This is a genomic window from Pseudomonas sp. SCA2728.1_7 (assembly GCF_018138145.1).
GTDB lineage: Bacteria > Pseudomonadota > Gammaproteobacteria > Pseudomonadales > Pseudomonadaceae > Aquipseudomonas > Aquipseudomonas koreensis_A.
Map to the genome: position 1 here is coordinate 1,441,966 of NZ_CP073104.1, position 25,585 is coordinate 1,467,550.

Annotated in this window: 21 protein-coding genes; 12 read left to right on the forward strand and 9 right to left on the reverse strand. The window is 59.6% G+C overall.

Translation table 11 applies throughout. The features are described 5' to 3' along the window. Nucleotides 1-53: 53 nt before the first annotated feature. Both KBP52_RS06395 and KBP52_RS06400 read left to right on the forward strand, forming a co-directional pair. Complete coding sequence (locus KBP52_RS06395) at nt 54-1,706, forward strand: GMC family oxidoreductase (RefSeq protein WP_212622398.1); 1,653 nt, start codon at nt 54-56, stop codon at nt 1,704-1,706. A 130-nt stretch (nt 1,707-1,836) separates the two neighbouring features. Continuing rightward, the gene (locus KBP52_RS06400; RefSeq protein ID WP_123593898.1) at nt 1,837-3,459 is read left to right on the forward strand and encodes an MFS transporter; all 1,623 of its coding nucleotides are present in this window, start codon (nt 1,837-1,839) and stop codon (nt 3,457-3,459) included. Between the two features lie 53 nt (nt 3,460-3,512). On the opposite strand, the gene KBP52_RS06405 is transcribed toward KBP52_RS06400, so the two are convergent. Together KBP52_RS06405 and KBP52_RS06410 are read right to left on the reverse strand one after the other, a co-directional pair. Beyond that, nucleotides 3,513-3,881 carry a DUF427 domain-containing protein gene (locus tag KBP52_RS06405; protein WP_212622399.1) on the reverse strand — a complete coding sequence of 123 codons (369 nt, stop codon included), beginning with the start codon at nt 3,879-3,881 and terminating at the stop codon, nt 3,513-3,515. A gap of 290 nt (nt 3,882-4,171) precedes the next feature. Then, nucleotides 4,172-5,578: a serralysin family metalloprotease gene (locus tag KBP52_RS06410; RefSeq protein WP_077573384.1), complete on the reverse strand. Its 1,407-nt coding sequence runs from the start codon at nt 5,576-5,578 to the stop codon at nt 4,172-4,174. Nucleotides 5,579-5,855: 277 nt separating this feature from the next. Here KBP52_RS06410 and KBP52_RS06415 point away from each other — a divergent pair, with 277 nt between their 5' ends. From KBP52_RS06415 to KBP52_RS06425, 3 genes are all read left to right on the forward strand, one after another. Continuing rightward, entirely contained in the window at nt 5,856-7,799 is a 1,944-nt protein-coding gene (locus KBP52_RS06415) for a DNA topoisomerase III (RefSeq protein WP_212622400.1), read from the forward strand. Nucleotides 7,800-7,847: 48 nt separating this feature from the next. Next, nucleotides 7,848-8,351: a GNAT family N-acetyltransferase gene (locus KBP52_RS06420; protein ID WP_212622401.1), complete on the forward strand. Its 504-nt coding sequence runs from the start codon at nt 7,848-7,850 to the stop codon at nt 8,349-8,351. A gap of 510 nt (nt 8,352-8,861) precedes the next feature. After that, nucleotides 8,862-9,191, forward strand: coding sequence for a hypothetical protein (locus KBP52_RS06425; RefSeq protein WP_077573387.1), 330 nt, complete (start codon nt 8,862-8,864; stop codon nt 9,189-9,191). 257 nt (nt 9,192-9,448) lie between these two features. On the opposite strand, the gene cynR is transcribed toward KBP52_RS06425, so the two are convergent. Beyond that, a complete protein-coding gene (gene cynR, locus KBP52_RS06430) occupies nt 9,449-10,336 on the reverse strand; it encodes a transcriptional regulator CynR (protein WP_212622402.1) in 888 nt (295 codons plus the stop codon). A 121-nt stretch (nt 10,337-10,457) separates the two neighbouring features. Between cynR and cynS the strand changes: the two genes are divergently transcribed. From cynS to KBP52_RS06445, 3 genes are all read left to right on the forward strand, one after another. After that, complete coding sequence (cynS, locus tag KBP52_RS06435; RefSeq protein ID WP_016982959.1) at nt 10,458-10,925, forward strand: cyanase; 468 nt, start codon at nt 10,458-10,460, stop codon at nt 10,923-10,925. Nucleotides 10,926-11,005: 80 nt separating this feature from the next. After that, complete coding sequence (locus KBP52_RS06440; protein WP_077573390.1) at nt 11,006-11,242, forward strand: DUF2790 domain-containing protein; 237 nt, start codon at nt 11,006-11,008, stop codon at nt 11,240-11,242. 12 nt (nt 11,243-11,254) lie between these two features. Beyond that, a complete protein-coding gene (locus KBP52_RS06445) occupies nt 11,255-11,914 on the forward strand; it encodes a carbonic anhydrase (protein WP_077573391.1) in 660 nt (219 codons plus the stop codon). A gap of 122 nt (nt 11,915-12,036) precedes the next feature. On the opposite strand, the gene KBP52_RS06450 is transcribed toward KBP52_RS06445, so the two are convergent. Then, the gene (locus KBP52_RS06450; protein WP_116031192.1) at nt 12,037-13,539 is read right to left on the reverse strand and encodes an aldehyde dehydrogenase family protein; all 1,503 of its coding nucleotides are present in this window, start codon (nt 13,537-13,539) and stop codon (nt 12,037-12,039) included. 176 nt (nt 13,540-13,715) lie between these two features. Further along, nucleotides 13,716-14,624: a glutaminase B gene (glsB, locus tag KBP52_RS06455; RefSeq protein ID WP_034152462.1), complete on the reverse strand. Its 909-nt coding sequence runs from the start codon at nt 14,622-14,624 to the stop codon at nt 13,716-13,718. A 138-nt stretch (nt 14,625-14,762) separates the two neighbouring features. On the opposite strand from glsB, the gene KBP52_RS06460 reads away from it, so the two are divergent. Beyond that, complete coding sequence (locus tag KBP52_RS06460) at nt 14,763-15,251, forward strand: GFA family protein (RefSeq protein WP_212622403.1); 489 nt, start codon at nt 14,763-14,765, stop codon at nt 15,249-15,251. A 228-nt stretch (nt 15,252-15,479) separates the two neighbouring features. Then, nucleotides 15,480-17,672 carry a TonB-dependent siderophore receptor gene (locus tag KBP52_RS06465; RefSeq protein ID WP_212622404.1) on the forward strand — a complete coding sequence of 731 codons (2,193 nt, stop codon included), beginning with the start codon at nt 15,480-15,482 and terminating at the stop codon, nt 17,670-17,672. 261 nt (nt 17,673-17,933) lie between these two features. Here the strand turns inward: KBP52_RS06465 and KBP52_RS06470 are convergent, their stop codons facing one another. The 3 genes from KBP52_RS06470 to miaE all read right to left on the reverse strand — a co-directional run bounded on the left by KBP52_RS06470 (nt 17,934) and on the right by miaE (nt 20,672). Then, entirely contained in the window at nt 17,934-19,220 is a 1,287-nt protein-coding gene (locus KBP52_RS06470; RefSeq protein WP_212622405.1) for an ATP-binding protein, read from the reverse strand. After that, on the reverse strand, nt 19,221-19,928 hold the full coding sequence (locus KBP52_RS06475) for a winged helix-turn-helix domain-containing protein (RefSeq protein ID WP_077573396.1): 708 nt from the start codon (nt 19,926-19,928) through the stop codon (nt 19,221-19,223). It abuts the gene before it with no gap. A 141-nt stretch (nt 19,929-20,069) separates the two neighbouring features. Beyond that, on the reverse strand, nt 20,070-20,672 hold the full coding sequence (miaE, locus tag KBP52_RS06480; protein WP_212622406.1) for a tRNA isopentenyl-2-thiomethyl-A-37 hydroxylase MiaE: 603 nt from the start codon (nt 20,670-20,672) through the stop codon (nt 20,070-20,072). A 159-nt stretch (nt 20,673-20,831) separates the two neighbouring features. On the opposite strand from miaE, the gene KBP52_RS06485 reads away from it, so the two are divergent. Beyond that, nucleotides 20,832-21,695 carry a universal stress protein gene (locus tag KBP52_RS06485; protein ID WP_077573398.1) on the forward strand — a complete coding sequence of 288 codons (864 nt, stop codon included), beginning with the start codon at nt 20,832-20,834 and terminating at the stop codon, nt 21,693-21,695. 167 nt (nt 21,696-21,862) lie between these two features. Here KBP52_RS06485 and KBP52_RS06490 read toward each other — a convergent pair whose 3' ends face one another. Then, nucleotides 21,863-22,333: a DUF1289 domain-containing protein gene (locus KBP52_RS06490; protein WP_038366489.1), complete on the reverse strand. Its 471-nt coding sequence runs from the start codon at nt 22,331-22,333 to the stop codon at nt 21,863-21,865. Nucleotides 22,334-22,801: 468 nt separating this feature from the next. On the opposite strand from KBP52_RS06490, the gene acnB reads away from it, so the two are divergent. Next, nucleotides 22,802-25,411 (forward strand): bifunctional aconitate hydratase 2/2-methylisocitrate dehydratase, encoded by a 2,610-nt coding sequence (gene acnB / locus KBP52_RS06495; RefSeq protein ID WP_077573399.1) that lies wholly within the window; start codon nt 22,802-22,804, stop codon nt 25,409-25,411. The last annotated feature ends 174 nt before the right edge of the window (nt 25,412-25,585 follow it).

A 25,585-nucleotide genomic window follows, 5' to 3' on the forward strand; every position in this document is an offset into this window, starting at 1 on the left:
GAAAGCTAACAACTAGAGTGTCCGACAATAAAAACAAAAAGCGAGGTCAGGGAATGCAGACTTCCCTCGATGAATACGACTACATCGTGGTCGGCGCCGGCCCTGCCGGGTGTTTGCTGGCCAATCGGCTGTCGGCAGATCCGCAGCAGCGCGTGCTGTTGCTCGAAGCCGGCGGGCGCGACAACTATGCGTGGATTCACATTCCTGTCGGTTACCTGTTCTGCATCGGTAACCCGCGCACCGACTGGTGCTTCAAGACCGAAGAACAACCGGGCCTCAACGGCCGCGCGCTGAGCTATCCGCGCGGCAAAGTGCTGGGCGGTTGTTCGTCCATCAACGGCATGATCTACATGCGCGGCCAGACCAACGACTACGATGGCTGGGCGGCCGAGGGCAATCCGGGCTGGGCCTGGAATGACGTGCTGCCGCTGTTCAAGCAAAGCGAAAATCATTTTGCCGGCGCGGCTGAATTCCACGGTGCCAAGGGGGAATGGCGGGTCGAACAACAGCGGCTGTCGTGGCCGATTCTGGATGCGTTTCGCAGTGCGGCTGAGCAAAGCGGTATCGCCAGCATCGATGACTTCAATCAGGGCGACAACGAGGGTTGCGGCTACTTTCAGGTCAATCAGAAATCCGGCGTGCGCTGGAACGCGGCCAAGGCGTTTTTGAAACCGGTGCGCGACCGGACGAATCTGACGGTGCTGACCGGGGTTGAGGTCGATCGGGTATTACTCGAGGACGGACGCGCAACAAAAGTCAGCGCGCGTCATGAAGGCCAGATCAAACAGTTCAAGGCGCGCAAGGAGATCGTCCTGTGCGCCGGCGCGGTCGGTTCACCGAGCATTCTGCAACGCTCCGGGATTGGCCCACGGCCGCTGCTGGAACGCTTGGGCATCGGCGTGATTCATGAGCTGCCGGGCGTTGGCGGCAACCTGCAGGATCACCTGCAATTGCGCCTGATCTACAAACTGGAAAACGCCCGCACGCTGAATCAGATCGCCGGCAGCGTGTGGGGCAAGATGGGCATGGGCCTGCGTTATCTGTATGACCGTAGCGGGCCACTGTCAATGGCGCCGAGTCAGTTGGGCGCGTTTGCGCGTTCGGGGCCGGAGCAGACCTCAGCGAATCTTGAGTACCACGTGCAGCCATTGTCCCTGGAGCGCTTTGGCGAGCCGTTGCACAGCTTCCCTGCCTTCACCGCTTCGGTGTGCGATCTGCGTCCGCAGAGTCGTGGACGCATCGACATTCGTTCGGCGGACCCGCAGGAGGCGCCGCTGATTCAACCCAACTATCTGAGCCATCCCGAAGACCTGCGCGTGGCGGCGGATGCCATTCGCCTGACTCGCCGTATCGTCAGCGCCCCTGCCCTGCAAGCGTTCAAACCGGTGGAGTACCTGCCCGGCGCCAACCTGCAAAGTGAAGAAGAGTTACAGGAAGCAGCAGCGAAGATCGGCACGACGATTTTCCATCCGGTCGGTACTTGCCGCATGGGCAATGACGGCGATGCGGTGGTCGATGCGCATCTGCGCGTCCACGGCGTGCCCGGTTTGCGCATTGCCGATGCGTCAATCATGCCGCGCATCACCTCGGGCAACACCTGTTCGCCTACGCTGATGATTGCCGAGAAAGCGGCACAGCTCATCCTCAGTTCCAAAGCTGTAAACACCGTACCTGTAGGAGTGAGCCTGCTCGCGATGACGGAATAACATTCGACATCTGTGTTGGCTGATACACCGCTATCGCGAGCAGGCTCACTCCTACAGGGGATATGCGTTTGATTCATGGACATCGAGCACCAGTGGAACAACAAAAACAATCACTGTGAGGGATACCGATATGTCAGAACACGTTCAGCCGCTGGACGCCGTGCGCAGCGTCGAGACCAGCCCGGATACACGCAAAGTCATCTTCGCTTCCTCACTGGGAACGGTGTTCGAGTGGTATGACTTCTTCCTCTACGGCGCCCTCGCGGCGGTGATCAGCAAGCAGTTTTTCGCCGGGGTCAACGACACCACGGCGTTCATCTTTGCGCTGATGGCTTTCGCCGCCGGCTTTATCGTGCGGCCGTTCGGGGCGCTGGTGTTCGGTCGGTTGGGGGACATGATCGGGCGCAAATACACCTTCCTTGCGACGATCATTTTGATGGGCGTGGCGACGTTCTGCGTCGGTCTGCTGCCGACCTACGCCAGCATCGGCATCGCCGCGCCGATCATTCTGGTGCTGCTGCGCATGCTTCAGGGCCTGGCACTCGGCGGCGAATACGGCGGTGCTGCGACTTATGTGGCAGAGCACGCGCCTATCGGAAAACGCGGTTTCCACACCAGTTGGATTCAGTCGACTGCGACCCTCGGCCTGCTGTTGTCGCTGCTGGTGGTACTCGGTTGCCGCTACTTCACCGGCGATCAGTTTGAAGTGTGGGGCTGGCGCATTCCGTTCCTGCTGTCGATCGTGCTGCTGGGCATTTCCACCTGGATTCGCCTGAGCCTGCACGAGTCGCCGGCCTATCTGAAAATGAAAGAGGAAGGCAAAACTTCGAAAGCGCCGATCCGCGAATCCTTCGGCAAATGGGAAAACCTCAAGGTCGTGCTGATCGCCCTGTTCAGCATCAATGCCGGGCAAGCGGTGACCTTCTACGCGGCGCAGTTCTACGTGCTGTTCTTCCTCACCCAGTTCCTGAAAATGGACCCGGCGGTGGCCAACACCTTGCTGATCATCAGCGTGGTCATCGGCGCGCCGTTCTTCATCTTTTTCGGCTGGCTGTCGGACAAGGTCGGGCGCAAACCGGTGCTGATGCTGGGCTTGCTGCTGGCCACCGCGCTGTACTTCCCGATCTTCAAATCCCTCGCGCATTACGCCAACCCGGCGATCGATCAGGCCAGCCGTCAGGCACCGATCACCGTGCTGGCGGATCCGGCGACCTGCACCTTCCAGTTCGACCCGGTCGGTAAAGCCAAATTCGACAGCCCGTGCGACAAGGTCAAAACCTTCCTGGTCAAGCAAGGCCTGCCCTACTCCAGCGCAGCTGCGCCTGCTGGCAGCGCCGTGCAAGTGAGCGTCGGCGACGTCAAACTCGATGGCTTCGACGAGGCCGCCCTGCGCGGCGCGATCACCCTCGCCGGCTACCCGCAACAGGCTGATTTGCAGCAAATCAACAAACCGATGATCGTCGCCCTGATCGTGGCGCTGATCATCATCTCGGCCATGTGCTACGGCCCACTGGCAGCGCTGATGGTCGAACTGTTCCCGACGCGCATTCGCTACACCTCGATGTCGCTGCCGTACCACATCGGCAATGGCTGGTTTGGCGGGTTCCTGCCGACAGTGTCGTTTGCGCTGGTGGTGTACACCGGGGATATTTTTTATGGGCTGTGGTATCCCGTGTTGATTACCGGCGTAAGCCTAGTGGTGGGGATGATCTGTTTGCGTGAGACGAAGAATATCGATCTCGACAAGAACTGAAACTCAACCAGACAGATATCGGCGAGGGCTTTTACCCTCGCCGTTTTTTTTGCTCAGGCATCAGCCTTGATCACCTCGAACTTCACCTGATCGGGATAAAACGCCACGTAGTCCTTGATCGGCCCGACCGAGATTTTCGGTTTCTCATAAGTCCACACCGCGTTCGCGCCCTCATGCCCCGGCACTTGCAGGCTGAAGTAATTGGCATCGCCCTTGTACGGGCAGTAACTGGTGTGATCGGTGCGGGCGAAGTACTTTTCGTCGATGTCTTCGCGAGGGATGTAATAGACCGGCGGATAGTTGGCTTCGTTGAGGATCAGTACGTGGGAGGACGCGGCAACCTGGATGCCGTGGAATTTAACTATCAGGCAGCCGGGAAGTTGTTCGAGGGCAATGACGGGACTGGGGCCGGAGGTTTTCATGGGGTTCTCCTGGGTACGGCGAAGAGACCGGTTCAGGTATAGCCCATTGGTAATGGTTGGAGTGGATTTACAGCCGAACGGCCCATCAACTTCAAAAGCCCCTCACCCCAGCCCTCTCCCAGAGGGAGAGGGAGCCTACGGTGGTGTCTTTCGTTCTACATCGACCTGAGCGTGCGGTTTCGATTATGGATTCGGCAAAGCGCTATCAGGTCGATGTATTTCTGTAGCATCCCCCAATCGGTCCCCTCTACCTCTGGGAGAGGGTTAGGGTGAGGGCCGCTCTTCAGGCATCACGCAACAATATCAGTCGCCACCGCTTGCCCCACCACACCCACAGCAAAGTCCACCGAACCCTGCCCCGTCAGGTCAACCATCAGGCTGGTCTGATTGGTCTGCTCGAAGTAGGTCAGGATCGCGTCGCCCGCATGCCCGGTGAAGCCGCTGACAAAGTTCAGCGATGCTGCGCCAGTCGCAAATCCGGCGATCCCCGACAGGTCGATCTTGTCCAGGCCGCTGGTGAAATCCATGATCCAGTCTGGCGCGGTCATAGTCGAATCGCTGGCCGCGCCAAACACGAAGGTGTCTGCGCCTGCACCGCCCCATAAAGAATCGCCACCGCCACCACCGTAAAGAATGTCATTACCGGCACCGCCGATCAGTTCATTGGCAGCGGCGTTGCCGATCAGCAGATCATTGCCTGAACCGCCGATGGCATTTTCCACGGTCACGCCGTGCGCGATGGACACGTTACCGACCAGACCGCCAACATCGGAGAACGAGCCTTCATTGAGGTTGATCTTCTGGTTCTGGCTGAAGCCGGAGAAATCCAGGGTGTCATTACCGCCGCCATCCCACACCGAGAAAACCACTTTGGAGGAGGCCGAAGTGGCGCTGTAGAAATCGCGCTCGGCGCTGGAATTGAAACCGTAGGTGGTGTCATCGGCGCGGGTCGCGTAGTTGGCGCCATACAGTTTCTGCACCGCGACGATGTCGTCGAGCAACGGCGCCGAGGCGTACGCGCCGCTGCCGTCCTTGCTGAAGTTCTGGTCGGTGTTGGCTTCGCTCCAGTAGCTCATCAGGCTGTAGCCACGGGTGTCTTCGGCGTACTTGGCGTCGTTATAGGTCGGGTTGCCATTACCGGCGTTGTACGCGCCCGGGTGCGACAGGCCAAGGGTGTGACCGATCTCGTGGGTCAGGGTCTGGCGCCCGTAGTTGTTGGTGTCCGGGGTTTTGTTGACCTGATACTGATCGTTGATCAAGTACCACGACTGTCCGTCATAGCTGCCGCCGCTCGGCAGGTAAGCGAACGCAGCGCCGCCGGTGCTGACATCGTAGTTGCCGAAGGTCATGTGGCCATCACCGCCCTTGCCTTCAGTGAAGGTAACGTTGGCGACGTCAGCCCAGGATTGCATGGCCAGCACGGCCTGAGCTTTTTGCTGGGCGCTGAACTCGCTGAAGTTGCCCAGTTTGACGTTGTAGTTCGCCGGTTTCTCGGTCAGGAAGCTGTAACTGAGGTCGATCTTGCCGTCAGCGTTCTTGTCGCTCCACGACAGGCCTTTGCGCAGGATTTCATCAGCGGCCTGGTCGGCAGTGAATGAGGGTTTGCCGTTGACCAGCCCGACGCCACGGTCATACAGGTGGCTGAACGTATCGATTTCGTCGAAGGCGCTGCTGGTTTTCGATTTGGCTTGAGCCATGATGGACTTCCTTGTTTCTGAGTAGTCAGTGTCGACAGACCACGGCGATCTTCTGGCGAGATCGTCCTGTCACTCGCGTGTTTGCATCGGCGAAAAACCTGACACAGGCGCAAACCGGGCGCTAATCAATTTCTCGATAGCCCGGGCCGCGTCCCTGTATTGCCCGTCACCTGCTGCAATGCTTTTTATCTGTATATCCATACAGATAAAAGTTGCCCCTGGCGCCAAGTCCGGCCATTCTGTGCACCTGTTCAGACCTTGATCGACGATGGTGGTTATGCGGCTGTACCTCTGTGAAAAACCCTCCCAGGCCAAAGATATTGCGGCCGTGCTCGGCGCCAAGCGTCGGGGCGACGGCTGCTGGCTGGGAACGGACGTCACGGTGACCTGGTGCATCGGCCACTTGCTCGAAACCGCGCCGCCAGATGCCTATGACGCGCGCTACAAGCGCTGGGTACTGGCCGATCTGCCGATCATTCCGGACAAGTGGAAAATGACCGTCAAGCCGCGCACCGCCAGCCAGTACAAAGCGGTCAAGCGCCTGCTCGGCGAGGCCAGCGAACTGATCATCGCCACCGACGCCGACCGTGAGGGCGAGATGATCGCCCGGGAACTGGTCGAGCATTGTCGTTATCGCGGGCCGATCCGCCGCTTGTGGCTGTCGGCGCTGGACGAAGCATCGATCCGCAAAGCCTTGGCCGCGCTGAAACCGGGGGCCGAGACGTTCAGCCTGTATCACTCGGCGCTGGGCCGCTCGCGGGCAGACTGGCTGATCGGCATGAACATGAGCCGGCTGTTCACACTGCTCGGTCGGCAATCGGGTTATCAAGGCGTGTTGCCAGTAGGCCGGGTGCAGACACCGACCTTACGGCTGGTGGTTGATCGCGACCGCAGCATCGCCGATTTCGTGCCAGTGCCATTCTGGGCGATCGATGTTGATCTGCTGTACAACGGCATCCCGTTTACCGCGCAGTGGCGGGCGCCGTCGGATGTCTGTGACGATCAGGAGCGCTGCCTGAATCAAGCGCTGGCCCAGCAAGCGGCGGCTGCGATCAGCAGCGCTGCCAGTGCTCGAGTGATCAAGCTGAAAACCGAGCGCATGCGCGAAGTGGCGCCCCTGCCCTTCGATCTCGGCACCTTGCAGGAAGTCTGTTCGAAGAAACTAGGCCTCGGTGCGCAGGAAACCCTCGATATCGCCCAGGCGCTCTACGAAACCTACAAAGTCATCACTTACCCGCGCAGTGATTGCGGTTATCTGCCCCTGAGCCAGCACAGCGAGGCGCCGGGGATCCTCGCTGCGTTGCGTCAGGCCGATCCGGGCCTTGAAGCGCTCAACGGGTTTCTCGAGCCGCAACGCAAATCCCGAGCATGGAACGACGCCAAAGTCAGCGCGCACCACGGCATCATTCCCACTGCTGCAGCGAAAAACCTTGAGCGCCTGAGCGGCAAGCACCGCGCGGTCTACACGCTGATCCGTGCGCGCTATCTGGCGCAGTTCCTGCCCAATCACGAATACGATCGCACCCAGGCCGATTTCGATTGCGCCGGTGAAGCCCTGCGCGCCGTCGGCAAGCAAATCATCGAACCGGGCTGGAAGCGTGCTCTGCCCGAGGCGCTGGCACCCGCCAAGGGCCGCGAAGCACCCGCGCCGCAAACCTTGCCGGCTCTGAGCCAAGGCGTCGAATGCGCCATCGCCGCAGTGAAATTCAAGGATCTGTGGACGCAACCACCGAAACCCTACACCGAGGGCGATCTGATCAAGGCGATGAAAAACGTCGCCAAACTGGTCGAGGATCCACTGCTCAAACAGAAACTCAAGGACACCACCGGGATCGGCACCGAAGCCACCCGCGCCTCGATCATTCAGGGCTTGATTGATCGGGGCTATCTGGTGAAAAACGGCAAGGCCCTCGCCGCCACACCGGCGGCGTTCAGCCTGATCGATGCGGTGCCCCGCGCGATTGCCGATCCCGGCACCACGGCGATCTGGGAGCAGGCGCTGGACATGGTGCAAAGTGGCGAAATGAGCCTGGAAGAATTCGTTACCAAACAAGCGGCGTGGATGAGCAAACAGGTGACACGCTGCTCCAGCCTCAGCCTGACCATCAGCGGCCCGCCGCCGGCCGGCAAAGCCGCGGCACCGTGGAAGAAGAAACGCAAATCGACGCGCAGCAAAACCACAGGCACCACCAAACGCGTGCCGAAACCGGCTGGCAAATAAAACCCGCTAGTGTTTCTGCAAGGCTCATCACTGTCAGGAACCCGGCGCATGGCCAATATCGAACTGCACCCTGCTCAGCGCGATGAGCTGGAAGTCCTCGAAAACCTCATGCAGTTCTACATGTACGACTTTAGCGAATGGCTGCCGCTGAAGCTCGCTGATCATGGTTTCTTCTCCATCCAGCCGAAAACCGACTACTGGCGCCACCCGGCTACCCGCCCCTTTCTGATTCGCGTCGGCGGCGAACTGGCCGGGTTTGTGACCGTCGATGACGAAATCCACATTCCCGGTGCCGAACACAACATCGGCTACTTTTTCATCGCCCGACGCTTTCGTGGCCAAGGCGTCGCGCAGTTTGTCGTCTCTGCCCTCTTGAGCCAGATCCCCGGTCAATGGCAGATTTTCCATATCGACGCCAACCTGCCGGCCCAGCGCTTCTGGGCCAGGCTGATTCCGTTGTTGAGCAATGGCCGCTTCACCCTGCAGCAGCGCGAAGTAGACGGTTATCCGTGCACCTTCTACGGGCTGCGCACGCCTTTTTCCGTTGCCTGAACGGATTCTTTCTCATTCCAAAACAGCTTTGTCCGACAATATGTAGTGAACAAAAATAATCACTACAAAACCGTTGACGGCATCGTTTTGCTTTTGCATGATGAAGACGTTCCCCGATCGGGAACATCGGTAACACGCTTGAGCAAACTCGTCTGACCGCCGAGTTGTTTTTTCCGGATACACGCTGCCCACAAGGCAGATTGAAGAAGCTGACCTGGCCTGAACGTCCAGTACAAGGACGAGAAGCGCTGGCGAAAATTCTCAAGACGCTTGTGGTCGACACTGAAAATGTCGTCAAGGAGCCTCCCGGTTTTCGCTGCTTCTCCTCGTTGTGACGCTATTGCGTAGCAGTTATTCAACACGACTACATGCAACAGATGCACGACCCCGTACTGTCCACGGGCGAGCGCTGACGTCCTGGTTTCGGTGCCAGGGATCAACTAACCGATGGGCTACCTGTATTAGCGAATCAACTTTGAAAGATCACCAGACTGGTCAAGGGGCAATATCATGAATCTGAACAATCAACCAACTATCGAAGAACTGGCTCGTATGTTCGCTGCGCAGAAAGACAGCCATGACAGCCATATTCTGTGGATCAGCAAGTCGGGGCAGGTGCATATCGACTGCCTGGCGCCTCATGCTGGCGAAGAAGAGTTCGACCGCAACCATCAGAACCTGCTGGCCCGCCTGAAGATGTACCGTCGCGGCCACGGTTATGTTGGCAAGAAAGCCGCGGCCGACAAGGACTTCATCGGTAATGTTCTGCAAACGCTGAAACAGGCGTGGGGTTCGATGCAGAACAACAATGAAGTTCGGGTGATTGATCGGTTTTGCTGAGTTAGTCATTAAATAATTGAAAGGCCTGCTTCCTTAAAGGAAGCAGGCCTTTTTTTGTTCGCTTGCATTGATTTGGCGTGACTGGAATTGTAGCCCCTCACCCCAGCCCTCTCCCGAGGGAGAGGGAGCCGACCGAGTGATCTCAAGTCATTCGTCAACCCGGAACACCGAGTTGATTATGGATTCAGCAAAAGACTCCCAGGTCGGCGTATTTCTTCAACATCTCGCGGTCAGTCCCCTCTCCCTCTGGGAGAGGGTTAGGGTGAGGGGCTTCCCATGTCCAACACCAATTCCACAAACGCCACCGCCGCCGCACTGTGATAATTATTGCGCCGCCGCAACAACGCCGCCCCACGCTGCGGCGCATCACTCTCGACCCGCAACCTGCGCAACGCCCGATCCTCCGTCGCAATCGCTTCCGGCAACATCGTCGCCAGCGGCGAATGCCGCACCACTTCCAGCAACGTACTCACCGAGTTCACCTCGATCCGCACCTGCGGCGTAATCCCCTGCTGACGGAAATACTCATCCACCGATAACCGCGTGATGAAGTCCGGCGCCAACAAGGCGAAATCCAGTGAAGCGATATCCTCCGGTGTCAGCACCGCCACACTGTCATACAACGGATGCTCCCGCCCGACCATGATCCCCAACGTTTCGATAAACGCCGGAATACACTCGATATCGGCGCTGCGCACCGGCGTGAACGCAATCGCAATATCCAGCGAGTCATCCGCCAGCCCCGCCTCAATGTCATCCATCGACAACTCGAAGATCTGCAAATGAATCCCCGGATACCGCGCGGCAAAGTCGCGCACCAACGGCCCGACCAGATACGCCATGAATGTCGGCGTCATCGCCAGACGTAACGTCCCGCGAGACAAATCCTTCACGTCATGCAACGCGCGCTTGCCCGCCTCCAGCTCGACCAACACCCGCCGCGCGCATTCGATGTAGGCCACGCCGGCGTCCGTCGGTTTGACCGTACGCGAAGTGCGATCGAACAGGCTCACCCCCAGGGTTTCCTCCAGTTGGCGAATCTGCTGCGACAGGGTTGGCTGCGACACATGCAACGCCTCGGCGGCACGGGTGAAGCCGCCGTGATCGGCAACGGCCAGCAGATAACGCAAATGTCGCAGCAGCATGGGAATCACCATCTATAGGCAGGACTTATGCCAAGCATTGTATATCGGTCTTGGACGCTATGGATGAATCAGCAGAAGATCAATCCCACACAGCAAGCCAACCCCTGAAAGGAGTGACACCATGCAACAGTCCCACGCCTACAACGACACCAGCCTGGCCCTGACCACCCGCGTTCTCGACGCCAAGGCACGCAAAGATCTGTCGTGGCAGGATCTGGCCGACGGCACCGGCCTGAGCCTGGCGTACGTCACCGCAGCCCTGCTTGGCCAACACCCGCTGCCAGAAAACGCCGCCCAAGTGGTCGGCGACAAGCTTGAACTGAGCGCTGAAGACGTCGCGGCGATGCAGATCATCCCCCTGCGTGGCAGCCTCAGCGGCGTGCCGACCGACCCGACCATCTACCGCTTCCACGAGATGATCCAGATCTACGGCACCACCCTCAAAGCGCTGGTTCACGAGCAATTCGGCGACGGCATCATCAGCGCGATCAACTTCAAACTCGACATCAAGAAAGTCGAAGACCCGGAAGGCGGCTCCCGCGCTGTGGTCACCCTCGACGGCAAATTCCTGCCCCTGCGTCCGTTCTGATCCGCACCGGCCCGCACCCTGCGTGCGGGTCAACCCATCCCAAATGGCTACCCGTCACCAACACATCTGGAGGCTGCCCCATGCAAAAAATTCTGTTGATTCTGGCTTTGCTCGGCGGCGTTTGCGCCCAGGCATCTGCCACTGACGAGGCCGTTGCCTACCGCTACGGCATGCAACTGGATATCGCCCAAGTGCTGAGCATTACCCCGGTTGCCGACGTGTGTGGCGTGGTGCCGGTGGAGATGACGTATCTGGACAGCCACGGCGGCAAACACATTCTTCAATACAGCGAATTCGGCAGCGGTTGCTCGAACTGAGAGGACAACACCATGAAAAACCTGATTGATGGCTTCCTGAAATTCCAGAACGAAGCGTTCCCGCAACGCACCGAACTGTTCAAACACCTGGCGACCACGCAACAGCCCGGCACCTTGTTCATCACCTGTTCCGACAGCCGTGTAGTGCCGGAATTATTGACCCAACAAGAACCCGGCGAACTGTTTGTGATCCGCAATGCCGGCAATATCGTCCCTTCGTATAGCCCGCATCCGGGCGGGGTTTCGGCGACGGTGGAGTACGCGGTGGCGGTGCTTGGCGTGACCGATATTGTGATCTGCGGGCATTCTGACTGCGGCGCGATGACCGCGATTGCCCAGTGCAAATGCATGGATCACTTACCCGCCGTCAGTGGCTGGCTGCAGCATGCCGAGTCGGCGAAAGTGGTTAACGAGGCGCGTCCACACGCCAATGACGCGGCGAAGTTGAGTTCGATGGTGCGCGAGAACGTGATCGCGCAACTGGCGAATATCCAGACCCACCCGAGCGTGCGTCTGGCCCAGGAAAAAGGCCTGCTGAATCTGCATGGCTGGGTGTATGACATCGAGACCGGCTCGATCGATGCGCTGTCCGCCGACCGCCGCACGTTTGTGCCACTGGCCGAGCAACCGGCGACTTGCGCGATCCATGCACAAACCACGCACGCGGCCTGAGCAACTGATCGTTCCCGCGCTCTGCGTGGGAATGCCTCAAGGGACGCTCTGCGTCCAGTGACGCGGAGCGTCACGGGCTGCGTTCCCACGCTGGAGCGTGGGAACGATCATTGTCCGCCAGATCAGCGTTTTACTGTGAGATCGATCTGCGTCATGCGGCTGCGCACAGTGAACACGCCATCCCCCGAAAGAATCGCACTGCGCGCAAACAAGCGCCCACTCTCCCAGTTCGAAAGCCCCAGCTCCGGCTTGTTCAGCGCGTACTGGCCGTCGACCCAACGGGTAATGCCATTGCCCACGAACGGCGCATTCACCGCGTTGTAAAAACGCTCTTGTACGGCTGGATCCTCACTGATCAACGACACGGTAAATTGCGGGCTGTAGCGATTGAACAACGCAATCGCCTGATCCAGATCGTCGACAATCATCAGGCTGACTTCCGGGGTTTCTTCCCATTCCCACTCGCGACCCAATGCGGATTCCGCCAAGGGCTCAGCCAGTGCTTCAGTCTGATAACCCTCAGCGCGATAGACCTCGACCGTCGCGTTCTGCCACTCGCTTGGCAGGTAACGTTCGCTGCCTTCGACGATGTGCAATTTGCAGCCCTGGCCTCGCGCGGTGCCGGCCTGCTGCAATGCATCAAGAAACAACGGCACCAGTTCCGCCGCGCGATCACGCTGGATCAGACAGACGTTGAGGGTGTTGCACACTTTGCGGTCCAGCGAGTTGCGCACCACGGCGGCAAAGCGTGTGGCATCGGCAGCACGATCGGCGATCAACCATGCGCCACCCGTACCGTGCAGGCTGACGGCGGTGCCAGCCTGCTGGGCAATGCTGCCCAACTGACTGACCGCACGACCCGAACCACGCGCCACCGCCAGCGACAAACGTCGGTCAGCAAACATCGCCCAACCGGCGGCGTGATTGACGCTTTCCACCAACGACACCGCGCCGGCCGGCAGACCTGCATCAGCCAGCGCCGGGTTCAGTGCGTGAGTGACGATGGCTTGCGCGGTGCCCAAGGCATCGCTGCCGATACGCAGCACGGCGGTGTTGCCGGTGCGCAAGACACCCGCCGCGTCGGCGAACACGTTCGGTCGACCTTCAAAGACAAACGCGACAATGCCCAGCGGCGAAACCACCTGCTCAACCTTCCAGCCGTCGTGCTCGACGCTGCTGATGACTTTGCCGCGCGTGGCGGCGGCATCGCGCCAGGCACGCAGGCCGGCGATCATGTCGTCGCGCATGCGCCCATCGGCGAGCAAACGGGTGGTCGAGCGGCCGCGCGCCTTGGCCCGTTCGATATCGGCAAGGTTGGCGGTTTCGATGTGCGCCCAGCAGTCCGGGGTTTCCAGACGTTGTGCGAACAAGTCGAAGAACTGGCTGATGGCCTCATCGGACACCGCCGACAGTGCGGTGAATGCCGCTGCCGCGCGTTCGATGGCCACGGACGCCGCCTGCTGATCCGCCACGGGAATCAACAACAACTCGCCACTGACCTGCTCCACCAACAGGTGGTCACCGGGCTGAAAACGCGCGGCCAGTTCGGGGCTGACCACGGTGACGCGGTTACCAGCGAAAGGGATCGGCGTGCCAGCGACTAGACGTTCGAGCGCAAGAGACATGAAGCGGATTCACCATGCAGGGAGCGGCCGGAAAATGTATAGGAACAGCCTCCCCACAGGCAACACAAAACCAGTGTAGGAGTGAGCCTGCTCGCGATAGCGGTGGATCAGATACACACATGTTGACTGACACTACGCTATCGCGAGCAGGCTCACTCCAGGGATTGGGTTTCAGATCAAAAGACTGACCAGCCAATCCGCGAACTGAGCATCTCCAGCGCCGCCATCCCCGCCAGCGAATTCCCCGCAGCATTCAACTCCGGCGACCACACGCACACCGTGAACTGCCCCGGCACCACCGCAACAATCCCGCCGCCGACACCGCTCTTGCCCGGCAAGCCGACGCGATAAGCGAAGTTGCCCGCTTCGTCATACAGCCCGCTGGTGGCCATGATCGAGTTGACCTGCTGGGTTTGCCGACGCGTGAGGATCTGTTCGCCGCTGTGTTTGCAGAAACCGTCGTTGGCCAGAAAGCAGAACGCCCGGGCCAGATCGATGCAGTTCATGCGCAACGCGCAGTGGCTGAAATAGCTGCGCAGCACCGCTTCGACGTCGTTGTGAAAGTTGCCGAACGACTGCATCAGATACGCCATCGCCGCATTGCGCGCGCGGTGCTGGTATTCGGAGTCGGCGACTTTGCCGTCGATCATGATCTGCGGATTGCCGGACAGGCGCCGGACGAAATCGCGCATCGACAGGGTCGGCGCGGCGAAGCGCGACTGGTTGATGTCGCAGATCACCAGCGCACCGGCATTGATGAACGGATTGCGTGGCCGACCGCGCTCGAATTCCAGCTGCACCAGCGAGTTGAACGGCTGCCCGGAAGGCTCGTGACCGAGGCGCTCCCAGATCGCTTCGCCGGAATGATCGATCGCCTGCACCAGGCTGAACACCTTGGAAATACTCTGCACCGAGAACGGCGTCTCGGCGTCACCGGCGCAGTACATCTCGCCGTCGTTGCCGTACACGGCGATGCCCAGTTGATTGGCCGGCACCGTGCCGAGGGCGGGAATATAGTCAGCCACCTTGCCCTGCCCGATCAGCGGGCGGACAGCGTCAAGAATCTCGTTCAACAGCGCTTGCATGCCGGGTTCCGAAGTCTCGCCCCATGGGATTGCGGGGACACTGGGGCTAGACGCTGCGCCCGCCCGTCGAATCACACCGGCCTGCATCGCACTGAATGTTCTAGGCTCAAGCGCACATTCAGAAACCGGAGAGCACCCATGCATCTCGAAGGCTCCTGCCATTGCGGCGAGGTCACGTTCAGCCTCACCAGCGCCCACCCCTACCCTTATCAACGCTGCTATTGCTCGATCTGCCACAAGACCCAGGGCGGTGGCGGTTATGCGATCAACCTCGGCGGCGACGCGACCAGCCTCAAGGTACGCGGGCGCAAACATATCAGCGTCTATCACGCGAAGATGAAAGACGAGGGCGACAAACGCGCCCATCGCAGCAGCGCCGAGCGGCATTTCTGTTCACTGTGCGGCAGCGGCTTGTGGCTGTTCAGCCCGGAGTGGCCGGAGCTGATCCACCCGTTCGCCTCGGCCATCGATACACCGTTGCCGGTGCCGCCGGAGCACACGCATCTGATGCTCGGTTCGAAAGCAACCTGGGTCGAAGTCGAGGCCAAAACCAAAGACCAACAGTTCGACGTCTACCCCGAAGAATCCATTGCCGAATGGCATGAACGCCTCGGCTTGACCCGCTGACCTCGCAACTCCAGCCTACCCCTGTAGGAGTGAGCCTGCTCGCGATAGCGGTGTGTCAGACAACAACAATGTCAACTGATAGACCGCTATCGCGAGCAGGCGAAGGCCTACAGGGGATCGCCACTGCTTCACTATTTTTTGTTCCAGCAGTTCCCCTTTGCGTTGTTCGTTCGGTTAACCCCTCAGAAGCACTTCAACTACCGATCGATTCGATGCAAAGGGATCTCCATGTCGCACGTCCGTTTCGCCCTGTGCCCGCTGGCACTGGCCTTGCTGAGCATTTCTGCCAACGCCGCTGAAAAAACCGACCAGACCTTGCAACTGGGCGCCACCAACATTTCCGCCCAAGGCCTCGGCGCCACTACCGAAGACACCCGCTCCTACACCACCGGCGCGATGTCCTCGGCCACCGGCCTGCCACTTTCGATCCGCGAAACCCCGCAATCAGTGACGGTCATCACTCGCCAGCAAATGGACGATCGCGGCGTACAAAGTGTCGGTGATGCGTTGCGCAATACCCCCGGCATTTCGATGCAGAAGTACGACAGCGACCGTACCGAGTTTTCCGCGCGCGGACTGGCGATCACCAACTTCCAGTACGACGGCGTCAACATTCCATACGACGGCGTGTACGGCGAGAACCCGAACAACGGCGACGACGCCGCCAGCATCGACCGCATTGAAATCATCAAAGGCGCCACCGGCCTGATGACAGGCTCCGGCGACCCGTCGGCCACAGTCAACCTGATCCGCAAGAAGCCGACCAAAGAGTTCAAAGCTTCGATCAGCGGCACCGTTGGTTCGTGGGATGCCTACCGCACCGTGGGTGATATTTCCGGTTCGCTGACCGACTCGGGCAACGTGCGCGGGCGTTTCGTCGGTGCCTACTCCGATCAGAATTCCTATCTGGATCACTACAGTCAACGCAAAGACCTGTTCTACGGCATCCTCGAAGCGGATCTGAGCGACGACACTCTGCTGACCTTCGGCGTAGACAAATCCAGTACGACCCCGCGCGGTTCGTCGTGGACCGGCAACCCGGTGTATTTCGCCGATGGCGGGCGAACCGACTTTGGTCGCCACTTCAACTCCGCCGCTGACTGGAGCCGCCGCGATTTCGACAACATCACCTACTTCGCCTCCTTGGAACAGGCGTTGGCCAATGACTGGAAATTCAAAGTCAGCCTCGACCAGAAAACCACCGATCACGACACCCGCCTCGCTTCGGCCAGCGGTGGCAATCCGAACCGCGCCAGCGGCGAAGGCATGTTCATGTACTGGGGACGCTGGCAAGGTCACCGCGTGCAGAACACCGCTGACGTCAACGTCTCTGGCCCTTTCACCCTCGGTGGTCGCGAGCATGAACTGATCGTCGGGGTCATGACCTCGCACTCGCGACAGACTGGCGCGACCTACGACACCAGTGCGTTTTCCGAAGTGCCAGGGAGCATCTACGACTGGGACGGCAATCTGCCGAAACAGGATTTCCCGAAGAACGGCAAATACGAGCGCACCCAGAGCCAGAACGGCATTTACCTGGCCACGCGCCTGCGCCCGACCGACGATCTCTCGGTGATTCTCGGCAGCCGCTTGAGCACCTTCAAATACAACGAAGACTACCGCTACAACCCCGGCGCCGGCCTCGACGACACCCACACCAGTTACAAGGAACACGGCGTGGTCACACCGTACGCCGGGGTGATTTATGACCTCGACGACACCTACTCGCTGTATGCCAGCTACACCAGCATTTATCAGCCGCAGACCTACAAGGACGCCAACGGCTCGACGCTTGCGCCGGTCGAGGGCGACAGCTATGAAACCGGTTTGAAAGCGGCGTATTTCGACGGTCGCCTCAACGCCAGCCTGGCGTTCTTCCGCATCGAGCAGGACGGCGTGGCCGAGTCGATCGGCACCAACGCGGTGACCAACGAAGGCATCTACAAAGCCATCGACGGCGCCACCACCAAGGGCGTGGAGCTGGAACTGGCCGGCGAACTGGCCGAAGGCTGGAACGTCTCCGCCGGTTACACCTACGCGCGCACCCGTGATGCCGATGAGCAGCGCATGTACGGTTATCCGTTGTCGACCACCAAGCCTGAGCATACGGTGCGCACCTTCACTACCTACCGTTTGCCCGGCGTGCTCGACAAGGTCACCGTCGGTGGCGGCGTGAGCTGGCAGAGCGCGTTCTACGGAAAGATCTACAGCGCCCCGGCCGGCGACTACACGCGGATCAAACAGGGCGGCTACACCCTCGTCGACCTGATGAGCCGCTATCAGTACAACGAGCACCTGAGCTTCACGGTCAACGCCAATAACGTCTTCGACAAGCGCTACCTGACCGGCCTGGGCAACTTCGACACCACGTTCTACGGTGAGCCGCGCAATTTGATGCTGACGACCAAGTGGGATTTTTGATTCTGGGCTGAAATAGCGGCGCCATGGATGGCCCTATCGCGAGCAGGCTCACTCCTACAGGGGGGGCTGCGTTGCCTACAAATTTTGAGCAAGACACAAGACCCTGTAGGAGTGAGCCTGCTCGCGATAGCGGTGGGTCAGCCGCAAAAATGCTGATTGGACTGACCCCTTCGCCAGCAAGCTCCCACAGTGATCTGTGGTGCTCACAAATCCAGTGTGGGAGCGAGCCTGCTCGCGAAGAGGCCGGCACAGATCACAGCATTAATCCAGATGCGCCCAGGTCATCCGGAACGACGCCCCACCCCAAGCCGAATCCCCCACCTCAACCTGCCCGCCATGGGACTGTGAGACCCGGCGCACCAACGCCAGGCCCAAACCAAACCCACCCGTACGCCGATCCCGACTGGCATCCAGCCGCGAAAACGGCTCGAAGATCTTCTCCCGCCCGTCCAGCGGCACGCCCGGCCCATCGTCATTGACTCGCACTTGGTAATAATCGCCCGTGCGCTCCAGTGTCACCTCAACCCGTTGCTCGGCATAGCGAATCGCGTTGCGCAGCAGGTTGATCACCGCCCGCGCCATGAATCGCGGTTCAATGCGCACGGTGTCGAGCCGGCAATCACCGATCAGCAACTGCACGCCCGCCGCCTCTGCCTCCAGCGCCACGCTGCCGACCACACTGTCGAGCCAATTGGCAGCCTGTATGTTTTCGCGCTTGATCACCGTCGCGCCGCGCTCGAGGCTGGCGTAGGTCAACAGTTCCGAAACCATTTCCTCGAGCTCACCGAGGTCGGCGTACATGTCGGCAATCAGCTCACGGTTCTGACTGGCGTCCGGTTGCTGTTTGAGCTGGTCGAGTTCAAACGACAGCCGCGCAATCGGTGTGCGCAGTTCGTGGGACACGGCGTTGGTCAGTTCACGCTGATTGGCGATCAGACCTTCGATGCGCGCCGCCATCAGGTTGAAGTGCTCGGCCAGATCGCGGATGTTCGAGCGCTTCGACAGTTGAATGCGCACCGACAGATCGTTATCGCCGAAACGCTCTGCAGCGAGGCGCAGTTTCTCCAGATCGCGCCAGTGCGGACGCACCCAGAAAAACAGGACGATGCCGATCATCACGGCAATCATCAGATAGGCGCCGGCGATGTAGAACGGCATCAGACTCGGCTCGGCCGGCAAGCGGATGCTGAGTAATTGCGGGCCATCGTCAATCGCGGAAATGTACTGGGTGTATTTGTCACGGATCACCAGCAGCCCTTTGGCCAGCTCGGCTTTTTCCGTTTCGCTCAGTGCCAGTTCAGAGGCGTCGACCAGCGTCAGTCCCAAGCCGTAATGCGGGCGAATCGTTTTCAGCTGGTTTTCCCGGGCCGGGCCGTCGAGTTCACGCAATTGCTGACCCAACGTCCAGGCCTGTCCGCGCACGGCCTCACGGTTGTAGTCCTGCATCTGATAATCGAGCAAGGCATCGAAGGTACGCTCGACCGTCTGCAAGGCCAGCACCAGCCCCATCGTCATGACCAGAAACAGCCCGAGAAATAACCGCAGCATCTACAGCTCCCACGCGAACGGATTGAACAGATAACCCTTGCCCCACACGGTCTTGATACAGATCGGCTCGCGGGGATTGTCTTTGAGCTTGTTGCGCAACTTGCTGATGTACACGTCGACGCTGCGGTTGAGGCCGTCGAAGGCGATCCCGCGCATGCGATTGAGGATGTCGTCACGCGACAGAACCTTGCCGGCGGCGCTGGCCAGCAACCACAGCAGTTCGAATTCCATGGTGGTCATTTCAATGACCTCGCCCGCCAGCCTTACTTCCCGACAACTGCGGTCAACGCTCAACTGGCCGAACTCGAGAAAACTGACCACATTGCTGTCCGGCACCTGGCGCCGTTGCAGCGCTCGCAACCGGGCCAGCAACACCGGCGGCTTGATCGGTTTGATCACATAGTCATCGGCGCCGGATTCCAGGCCGAGAATGTGGTCGAGGTCATCTTCCTTGGCGGTCAGAATCACGATCGGCGTGTCCGACACACTGCGAATCTCGCGGCACACGTGCAACCCGCTCTGCCCCGGCAGCATCAGGTCGAGCACCACGACTTTCGGCTTGAATTCGAGAAAGGCCGCCACGGCCAGGTCGCCGCGCAGCACGGTGCGCACTTCGTAGCCGTGTTGTTCGAGAAAGTGCGCGATCAACGCCGCCAGACGCTCATCGTCTTCCACCAACAGGACTTTGCCAAAACCCAGGTTATCCATAACGACCGTCTGCCACCCAAGTGTGAAGTGGTCGGCATTATGGCGGCAATCGCGGGCAAGGCGTTTGCTTCAGACAGCAAAAACCGGCCGCTGGGGCCGGTTTTCGGTGATGTTTCATACTCTTAAGAGTTTTTAACAATCTTATGCTGGCACACCGCTGTGGAAGCGAAACTCTTCGTCCGGCGATTCGATCAGTTCCTGCTCGGCGACGCGGACTTTGTCGATGACCTGAGCAATATCCTTCGCATCACCGTACTGATAGGCCAGCTTCAGATAACCCTGAAAATGCCGCGCCTCGCTTTTCAGCAGGCCAAAGTAGAACTTGCCGAGTTCTTCGTCCAGGTGCGGCACCAGCGCTTCGAACCGCTCGCAACTGCGCGCTTCGATAAACGCGCCGACCACCAGCGTATCGACCAGTTTCACCGGCTCATGGCTGCGCACGACCTTGCGCAAGCCCGAGGCGTAACGACCGGCATGCAGCTGGCGCAGTTCGATCTTGCGCCGTTTCATGATGCGCATGACCTGCTCGTGGTGCACCAGTTCTTCCCGGGCCAGACGCGACATCATGTTGATCAGGTCGACGTGGGAATGGTACTTGGCAATCAGGCTCAGGGCGGTGCTGGCAGCCTTGAACTCGCAGTTCTTGTGGTCGATCAGCAGGGTGTCCTGATCGGCCAGTGCCGCCTGAACCCAGGCGTCGGGGGTGCGGCAGCCAAGGAATTCGTGGATTTCGGGAAGGATCATGGGGCTCACGGTAAAAGGTGTTCGAGCGAAGGGCGCCGATTATACCGGCCTGTCCGCAGACCACCAGCGGCTGGCGTTGATATGCATCAAGTCGCGCACGATCGAGCAGCAACTATAGTTGTGCAACGCCGTGCCTTTTCTTTGCTGGAGACTCCGCTCATGCAAGCCATTCGCAGCATTCTGGTGGTCATCGAACCCGAACATTCGGAAAGCCTGGCGCTCAAGCGCGCCAAGCTGATCGCGGGCGTGACCCAGGCCCATCTGCACCTGCTGGTGTGCGACAAGAAACACGACCATGCCGGCATGCTTGGCGTACTCAAGGCTGCGCTGGTGGCCGATGGCTACAGCGTGACCACCGAGCAGGCGTGGAACGAGAGCCTGCATGAAACCATCATCGATGTGCAGCAGGCCGAGGGCTGCGGGCTGGTGATCAAACAGCACTTCCCGGACAGTTCACTGAAAAAAGCCCTGCTGACCCCGGCCGACTGGAAACTCCTGCGCCACTGCCCTACCCCGGTGTTGCTGGTGAAAACCGCCGGTTCCTGGAAGGACAAGGTGATTCTGGCAGCCGTGGACGTAGGCAATGCCGATGGCGAGCACCGGCATTTGCACACGACGATCATTGATCATGGCTACGACATTGCCAGTCTGGCCAAAGCGCATCTGCATGTGATCGCCGCACATCCATCGCCGATGCTGTCAGCAGCGGACCCGACGCTGCAACTGAGTGAAACCATCGCGGCGCGTTATCGCGAGCAATGTCGGGCGTTTCAGGCCGAATTCGATGTTGATGATGAACATCTGCACATCGAGGAAGGCCCGGCGGATGTGTTGATCCCGTTCATGGCGCACAAGCTGCAGGCAGCGGTGACCGTGATAGGCACGGTGGCGCGTACCGGGTTGTCCGGGGCGTTGATCGGGAATACGGCGGAAGTGATTCTGGATGCGCTGGAAAGCGATGTGCTGGTGCTCAAGCCGCAGGAGGTTGAGGATCATTTGGTGGAGTTGGCGGTGAAGCACTGAACAGCCACATTTGAAATGCGATCCCTGTAGGAGTGAGCCTGCTCGCGATTGCGTCCTGTCAGTCACCACCTTCTTTGAATGCACTACCGCTATCGCGAGCAGGCTCACTCCTACAGTTGGAATGCATTCCCCTGTGGGAGCGAGCCTGCTCGCGAAGCTTTCGACCTTCAGGCGCCGAAGGCGTCCTTCAGAAAGCCGGGGGCGATGTAGCGCTGATAGTGCGCTTCCGACAGCAGGAAGAATTCCCGATCAATGGCATCGCGCAGTTCCGGCAGGTTCCAGTCACGAAACTCCGGCAGCAGCACCATCCCGTACGCTTCCAGATTAATGATCACCCGCGCACCCCGGGCAATCAGCTGATACGCCCAGCAATATTCCGACTGATGCGGCACGAAGCGGATCTTGCGCTGTTCCAGCTGCTCTCGCAGGCGCGCCGAATCGAAAATCTCGACCTTGCCCGCCATCACTTGTGACAGCAATTGCTCCAGACGCAGCCACACCGCGCGCTTTTCCTCCTCGTTGTATCCATTCCAATGGATCACTTCGTGGTGGAAACGCTTGCAGCCACGGCACACCAGATCACCGTAAACAGTGGAGCAGAGGCCGACGCAAGGGGTCTTGATGGTCTGATTGGGCATAAGATAGGCAAAACACTGAAACGCGGAACAGGTCGGCATGTTAGCCCTTTGTCGGCCATTGATCACCCCTCAAACATCAGGGTCTCAGCCGTACCGCGCGTTTGACCCGGCCGCGCGCATTGCCACGAAAGTCCAATAGAGCGCGACTTACCTTTAAATTTTTTTTGCCGTAGAATCAGCCAGCCTTTTAAGGCGCCAATGTCCGTTAGAAGCTGTTTTCAAAGCGTCACGAGCACAGTCGTTCCTTCAGAGCGGTGTTGGCGAGGGATTTTTCCAGCGGGGAAAAATCCAGCGCCAACCCTCATCAGCTCCCCGTTCTGCAGGCGTAAAACTTTGAAAGCAGCTTCTGTAAGGAATTGCCGGTAATTCTGGCCGAACGACCCACAACGTCGTGAGGAGCATGAGTACGGCAATTTCGGGATGAGCGTCCCGGACACCCATTTGGGACCACTGATGAGGGTAATAACTGTGCTTGAAGCCTACCGCAAACATATCGAAGAGCGTGCAGCCCTGGGTATCGTTCCCCAGCCGCTTAACGCCGAACAAACAGCAGGCCTGGTCGAGCTGCTGAAAAACCCTCCGGCTGGCGAAGAAGAATTTCTCGTTGACCTGATCACCAATCGCATTCCACCAGGCGTGGACGAAGCGGCTTATGTCAAAGCCGGCTTCCTGTCTGCACTGGCCAAGGGCGAAGTTTCCTCCCCTCTGCTGGACAAAAAGCGCGCTGTAGAACTGCTCGGCACCATGCAGGGCGGCTACAACATCGTCACTCTGGTTGACCTGCTGGACGACGCCGAGCTGGCGCCAGTCGCTGCCGCGCAACTCAAGCACACCCTGCTGATGTTCGATGCGTTCCACGACGTCGCGGAGAAAGCCAAGAACGGCAACGTTCACGCTAAAGCCGTGCTGCAATCCTGGGCTGACGGCGAGTGGTTCAAAAACCGCCCAACGCTGGAAGACAAGATCAGCCTGCGCGTTTTCAAAGTCACCGGCGAAACCAACACCGACGACCTGTCCCCTGCTCCAGATGCCTGGTCGCGTCCAGACATCCCGCTGCACGCCCTGGCCATGCTGAAAATGGCCCGTGACGGCATCGTTCCTGATCAACAGGGCGCCATCGGCCCGATGAAGCAGATCGAAGAAATGCGCGGTCAAGGCTTCCCGATCGCCTACGTCGGTGACGTGGTCGGTACCGGTTCGTCGCGTAAATCCGCTACCAACTCGGTGCTGTGGTTCTTCGGCGACGACGTTCCTTACGTGCCGAACAAGCGCGCTGGCGGTTTCTGCTTCGGCAGCAAAATCGCTCCGATCTTCTACAACACCATGGAAGATGCCGGCGCACTGCCAATCGAGTTCGACGTTTCCAACATGCACATGGGCGACGTGATCGACCTGTACCCGCATGCTGGCAAAGTCTGCAAACACGGCACCGACGAAGTCCTGACCACCTTCGAAATGAAGACTCCGGTGCTGTTGGACGAAGTCCGCGCTGGCGGCCGTATCCCGCTGATCATCGGCCGTGGCCTGACCGAGAAGGCTCGCGCCGAACTGGGTCTGCCAGCGTTCGACCTGTTCAAGAAGCCTGATGCACCGATCGAAAGTACCAAGGGTTACACCCTGGCGCAGAAAATGGTCGGCAAGGCTTGCGGTCTGGCAGAAGGCAAAGGCATCCGCCCTGGCACCTACTGCGAACCGAAGATGACCACCGTAGGTTCTCAGGACACCACCGGTCCAATGACCCGTGACGAACTGAAAGACCTGGCGTGCCTGGGCTTCTCCGCTGATCTGGTAATGCAGTCGTTCTGCCACACCGCGGCGTATCCAAAGCCGATCGACGTGACTACCCACCACACCCTGCCTGACTTCATCATGACCCGCGGCGGCGTTTCCTTGCGTCCGGGCGACGGCATCATCCACTCGTGGCTGAACCGCATGCTGCTGCCAGACACCGTCGGTACCGGTGGTGACTCGCACACCCGTTTCCCGATGGGCATTTCGTTCCCGGCCGGTTCCGGTCTGGTTGCGTTTGCTGCAGCCACCGGCGTTATGCCGCTGGACATGCCGGAATCGATCCTGGTGCGCTTCAAAGGCAAAATGAAACCTGGCATCACCCTGCGTGACCTGGTTCATGCGATTCCTTACTTCGCCATCCAGAACGGTCTGCTGACCGTTGAGAAGAAAGGCAAGAAAAACGCTTTCTCCGGCCGCATCCTGGAAATCGAAGGTCTGGAAGGTCTGACCCTGGAGCAGGCGTTCGAACTGTCCGACGCCTCGGCCGAACGTTCGGCTGCCGGTTGCACCATCAAGCTGTCGAAAGAGTCGATCACCGAGTACCTGAACTCCAACATCACCCTGCTGCGCTGGATGATCGGCGAAGGCTACGGCGATGCGCGTACCCTGGAGCGTCGTGCTCAAGCGATGGAAGCCTGGGTTGCCAACCCGGAACTGATGGAAGCCGATGCCGACGCCGAATACGCCGAAGTCATCGAAATCGATCTGGCCGACATCAGCGAGCCGGTACTGTGCGCGCCGAACGATCCGGACGATGCTCGTCTGCTGTCCAGCGTTGCTGGCGAGAAGATCGACGAAGTGTTCATCGGTTCGTGCATGACCAACATCGGTCACTTCCGCGCTGCCGGTAAACTGCTGGATCAGGTCAAGGGTCAGCTGCCAACCCGTCTGTGGCTGTCGCCGCCGACCAAGATGGACGCTCACCAACTGACCGAAGAAGGCTACTACGGCATCTACGGCAAGGCTGGTGCACGCATGGAAATGCCGGGCTGCTCGCTGTGCATGGGTAACCAGGCACGTGTAGAGCCGAACAGCACCGTGGTGTCGACATCGACCCGTAACTTCCCGAACCGTCTGGGCGACGGCGCGAACGTCTACCTGGCTTCGGCCGAGCTGGCGTCCGTGGCTTCGATCCTGGGTCGCCTGCCGACCGTCGAGGAGTACATGGAATACGCTGGCAAGATCGACAGCATGGCGGCCGATATCTACCGCTACCTGTCCTTCGACCAGATCGCCGAGTTCCGTGAAGCTGCTGCGAACGCCAACATCCCGGTCGTTCAAGCCTAACGTTACAACGCAATGAAAAACGCCGCCCATCGTGAGATGAGCGGCGTTTTTTTTATGCTTCACATATAGACCCTGTGGGAGCGAGCCTGCTCGCGAAAGCGATTCATCATCCAATAGTTACATCGACTGACACACCGCTTTCGCGAGCAGGCTCGCTCCCACATTTGATTCTTG

Bases quoted from the DNA above. Each gene is read 5' to 3' on its own strand.
- KBP52_RS06470 (WP_212622405.1), bottom strand. From the start codon at position 19,220: ATGCTGCGGTTATTTCTCGGGCTGTTTCTGGTCATGACGATGGGGCTG.
- glsB (WP_034152462.1), bottom strand. From the start codon at position 14,624: ATGCAAGCGCTGTTGAACGAGATTCTTGACGCTGTCCGCCCGCTGATC.
- KBP52_RS06400 (WP_123593898.1), top strand. From the start codon at position 1,837: ATGTCAGAACACGTTCAGCCGCTGGACGCCGTGCGCAGCGTCGAGACC.
- KBP52_RS06465 (WP_212622404.1), top strand. From the start codon at position 15,480: ATGTCGCACGTCCGTTTCGCCCTGTGCCCGCTGGCACTGGCCTTGCTG.
- KBP52_RS06410 (WP_077573384.1), bottom strand. From the start codon at position 5,578: ATGGCTCAAGCCAAATCGAAAACCAGCAGCGCCTTCGACGAAATCGAT.
- KBP52_RS06445 (WP_077573391.1), top strand. From the start codon at position 11,255: ATGAAAAACCTGATTGATGGCTTCCTGAAATTCCAGAACGAAGCGTTC.
- KBP52_RS06395 (WP_212622398.1), top strand. From the start codon at position 54: ATGCAGACTTCCCTCGATGAATACGACTACATCGTGGTCGGCGCCGGC.
- KBP52_RS06460 (WP_212622403.1), top strand. From the start codon at position 14,763: ATGCATCTCGAAGGCTCCTGCCATTGCGGCGAGGTCACGTTCAGCCTC.
- KBP52_RS06425 (WP_077573387.1), top strand. From the start codon at position 8,862: ATGAATCTGAACAATCAACCAACTATCGAAGAACTGGCTCGTATGTTC.
- KBP52_RS06450 (WP_116031192.1), bottom strand. From the start codon at position 13,539: ATGTCTCTTGCGCTCGAACGTCTAGTCGCTGGCACGCCGATCCCTTTC.
- KBP52_RS06485 (WP_077573398.1), top strand. From the start codon at position 20,832: ATGCAAGCCATTCGCAGCATTCTGGTGGTCATCGAACCCGAACATTCG.
- KBP52_RS06440 (WP_077573390.1), top strand. From the start codon at position 11,006: ATGCAAAAAATTCTGTTGATTCTGGCTTTGCTCGGCGGCGTTTGCGCC.
- KBP52_RS06475 (WP_077573396.1), bottom strand. From the start codon at position 19,928: ATGGATAACCTGGGTTTTGGCAAAGTCCTGTTGGTGGAAGACGATGAG.
- KBP52_RS06490 (WP_038366489.1), bottom strand. From the start codon at position 22,333: ATGCCCAATCAGACCATCAAGACCCCTTGCGTCGGCCTCTGCTCCACT.
- cynS (WP_016982959.1), top strand. From the start codon at position 10,458: ATGCAACAGTCCCACGCCTACAACGACACCAGCCTGGCCCTGACCACC.
- miaE (WP_212622406.1), bottom strand. From the start codon at position 20,672: ATGATCCTTCCCGAAATCCACGAATTCCTTGGCTGCCGCACCCCCGAC.
- KBP52_RS06420 (WP_212622401.1), top strand. From the start codon at position 7,848: ATGGCCAATATCGAACTGCACCCTGCTCAGCGCGATGAGCTGGAAGTC.
- cynR (WP_212622402.1), bottom strand. From the start codon at position 10,336: ATGCTGCTGCGACATTTGCGTTATCTGCTGGCCGTTGCCGATCACGGC.
- KBP52_RS06405 (WP_212622399.1), bottom strand. From the start codon at position 3,881: ATGAAAACCTCCGGCCCCAGTCCCGTCATTGCCCTCGAACAACTTCCC.
- KBP52_RS06415 (WP_212622400.1), top strand. From the start codon at position 5,856: ATGCGGCTGTACCTCTGTGAAAAACCCTCCCAGGCCAAAGATATTGCG.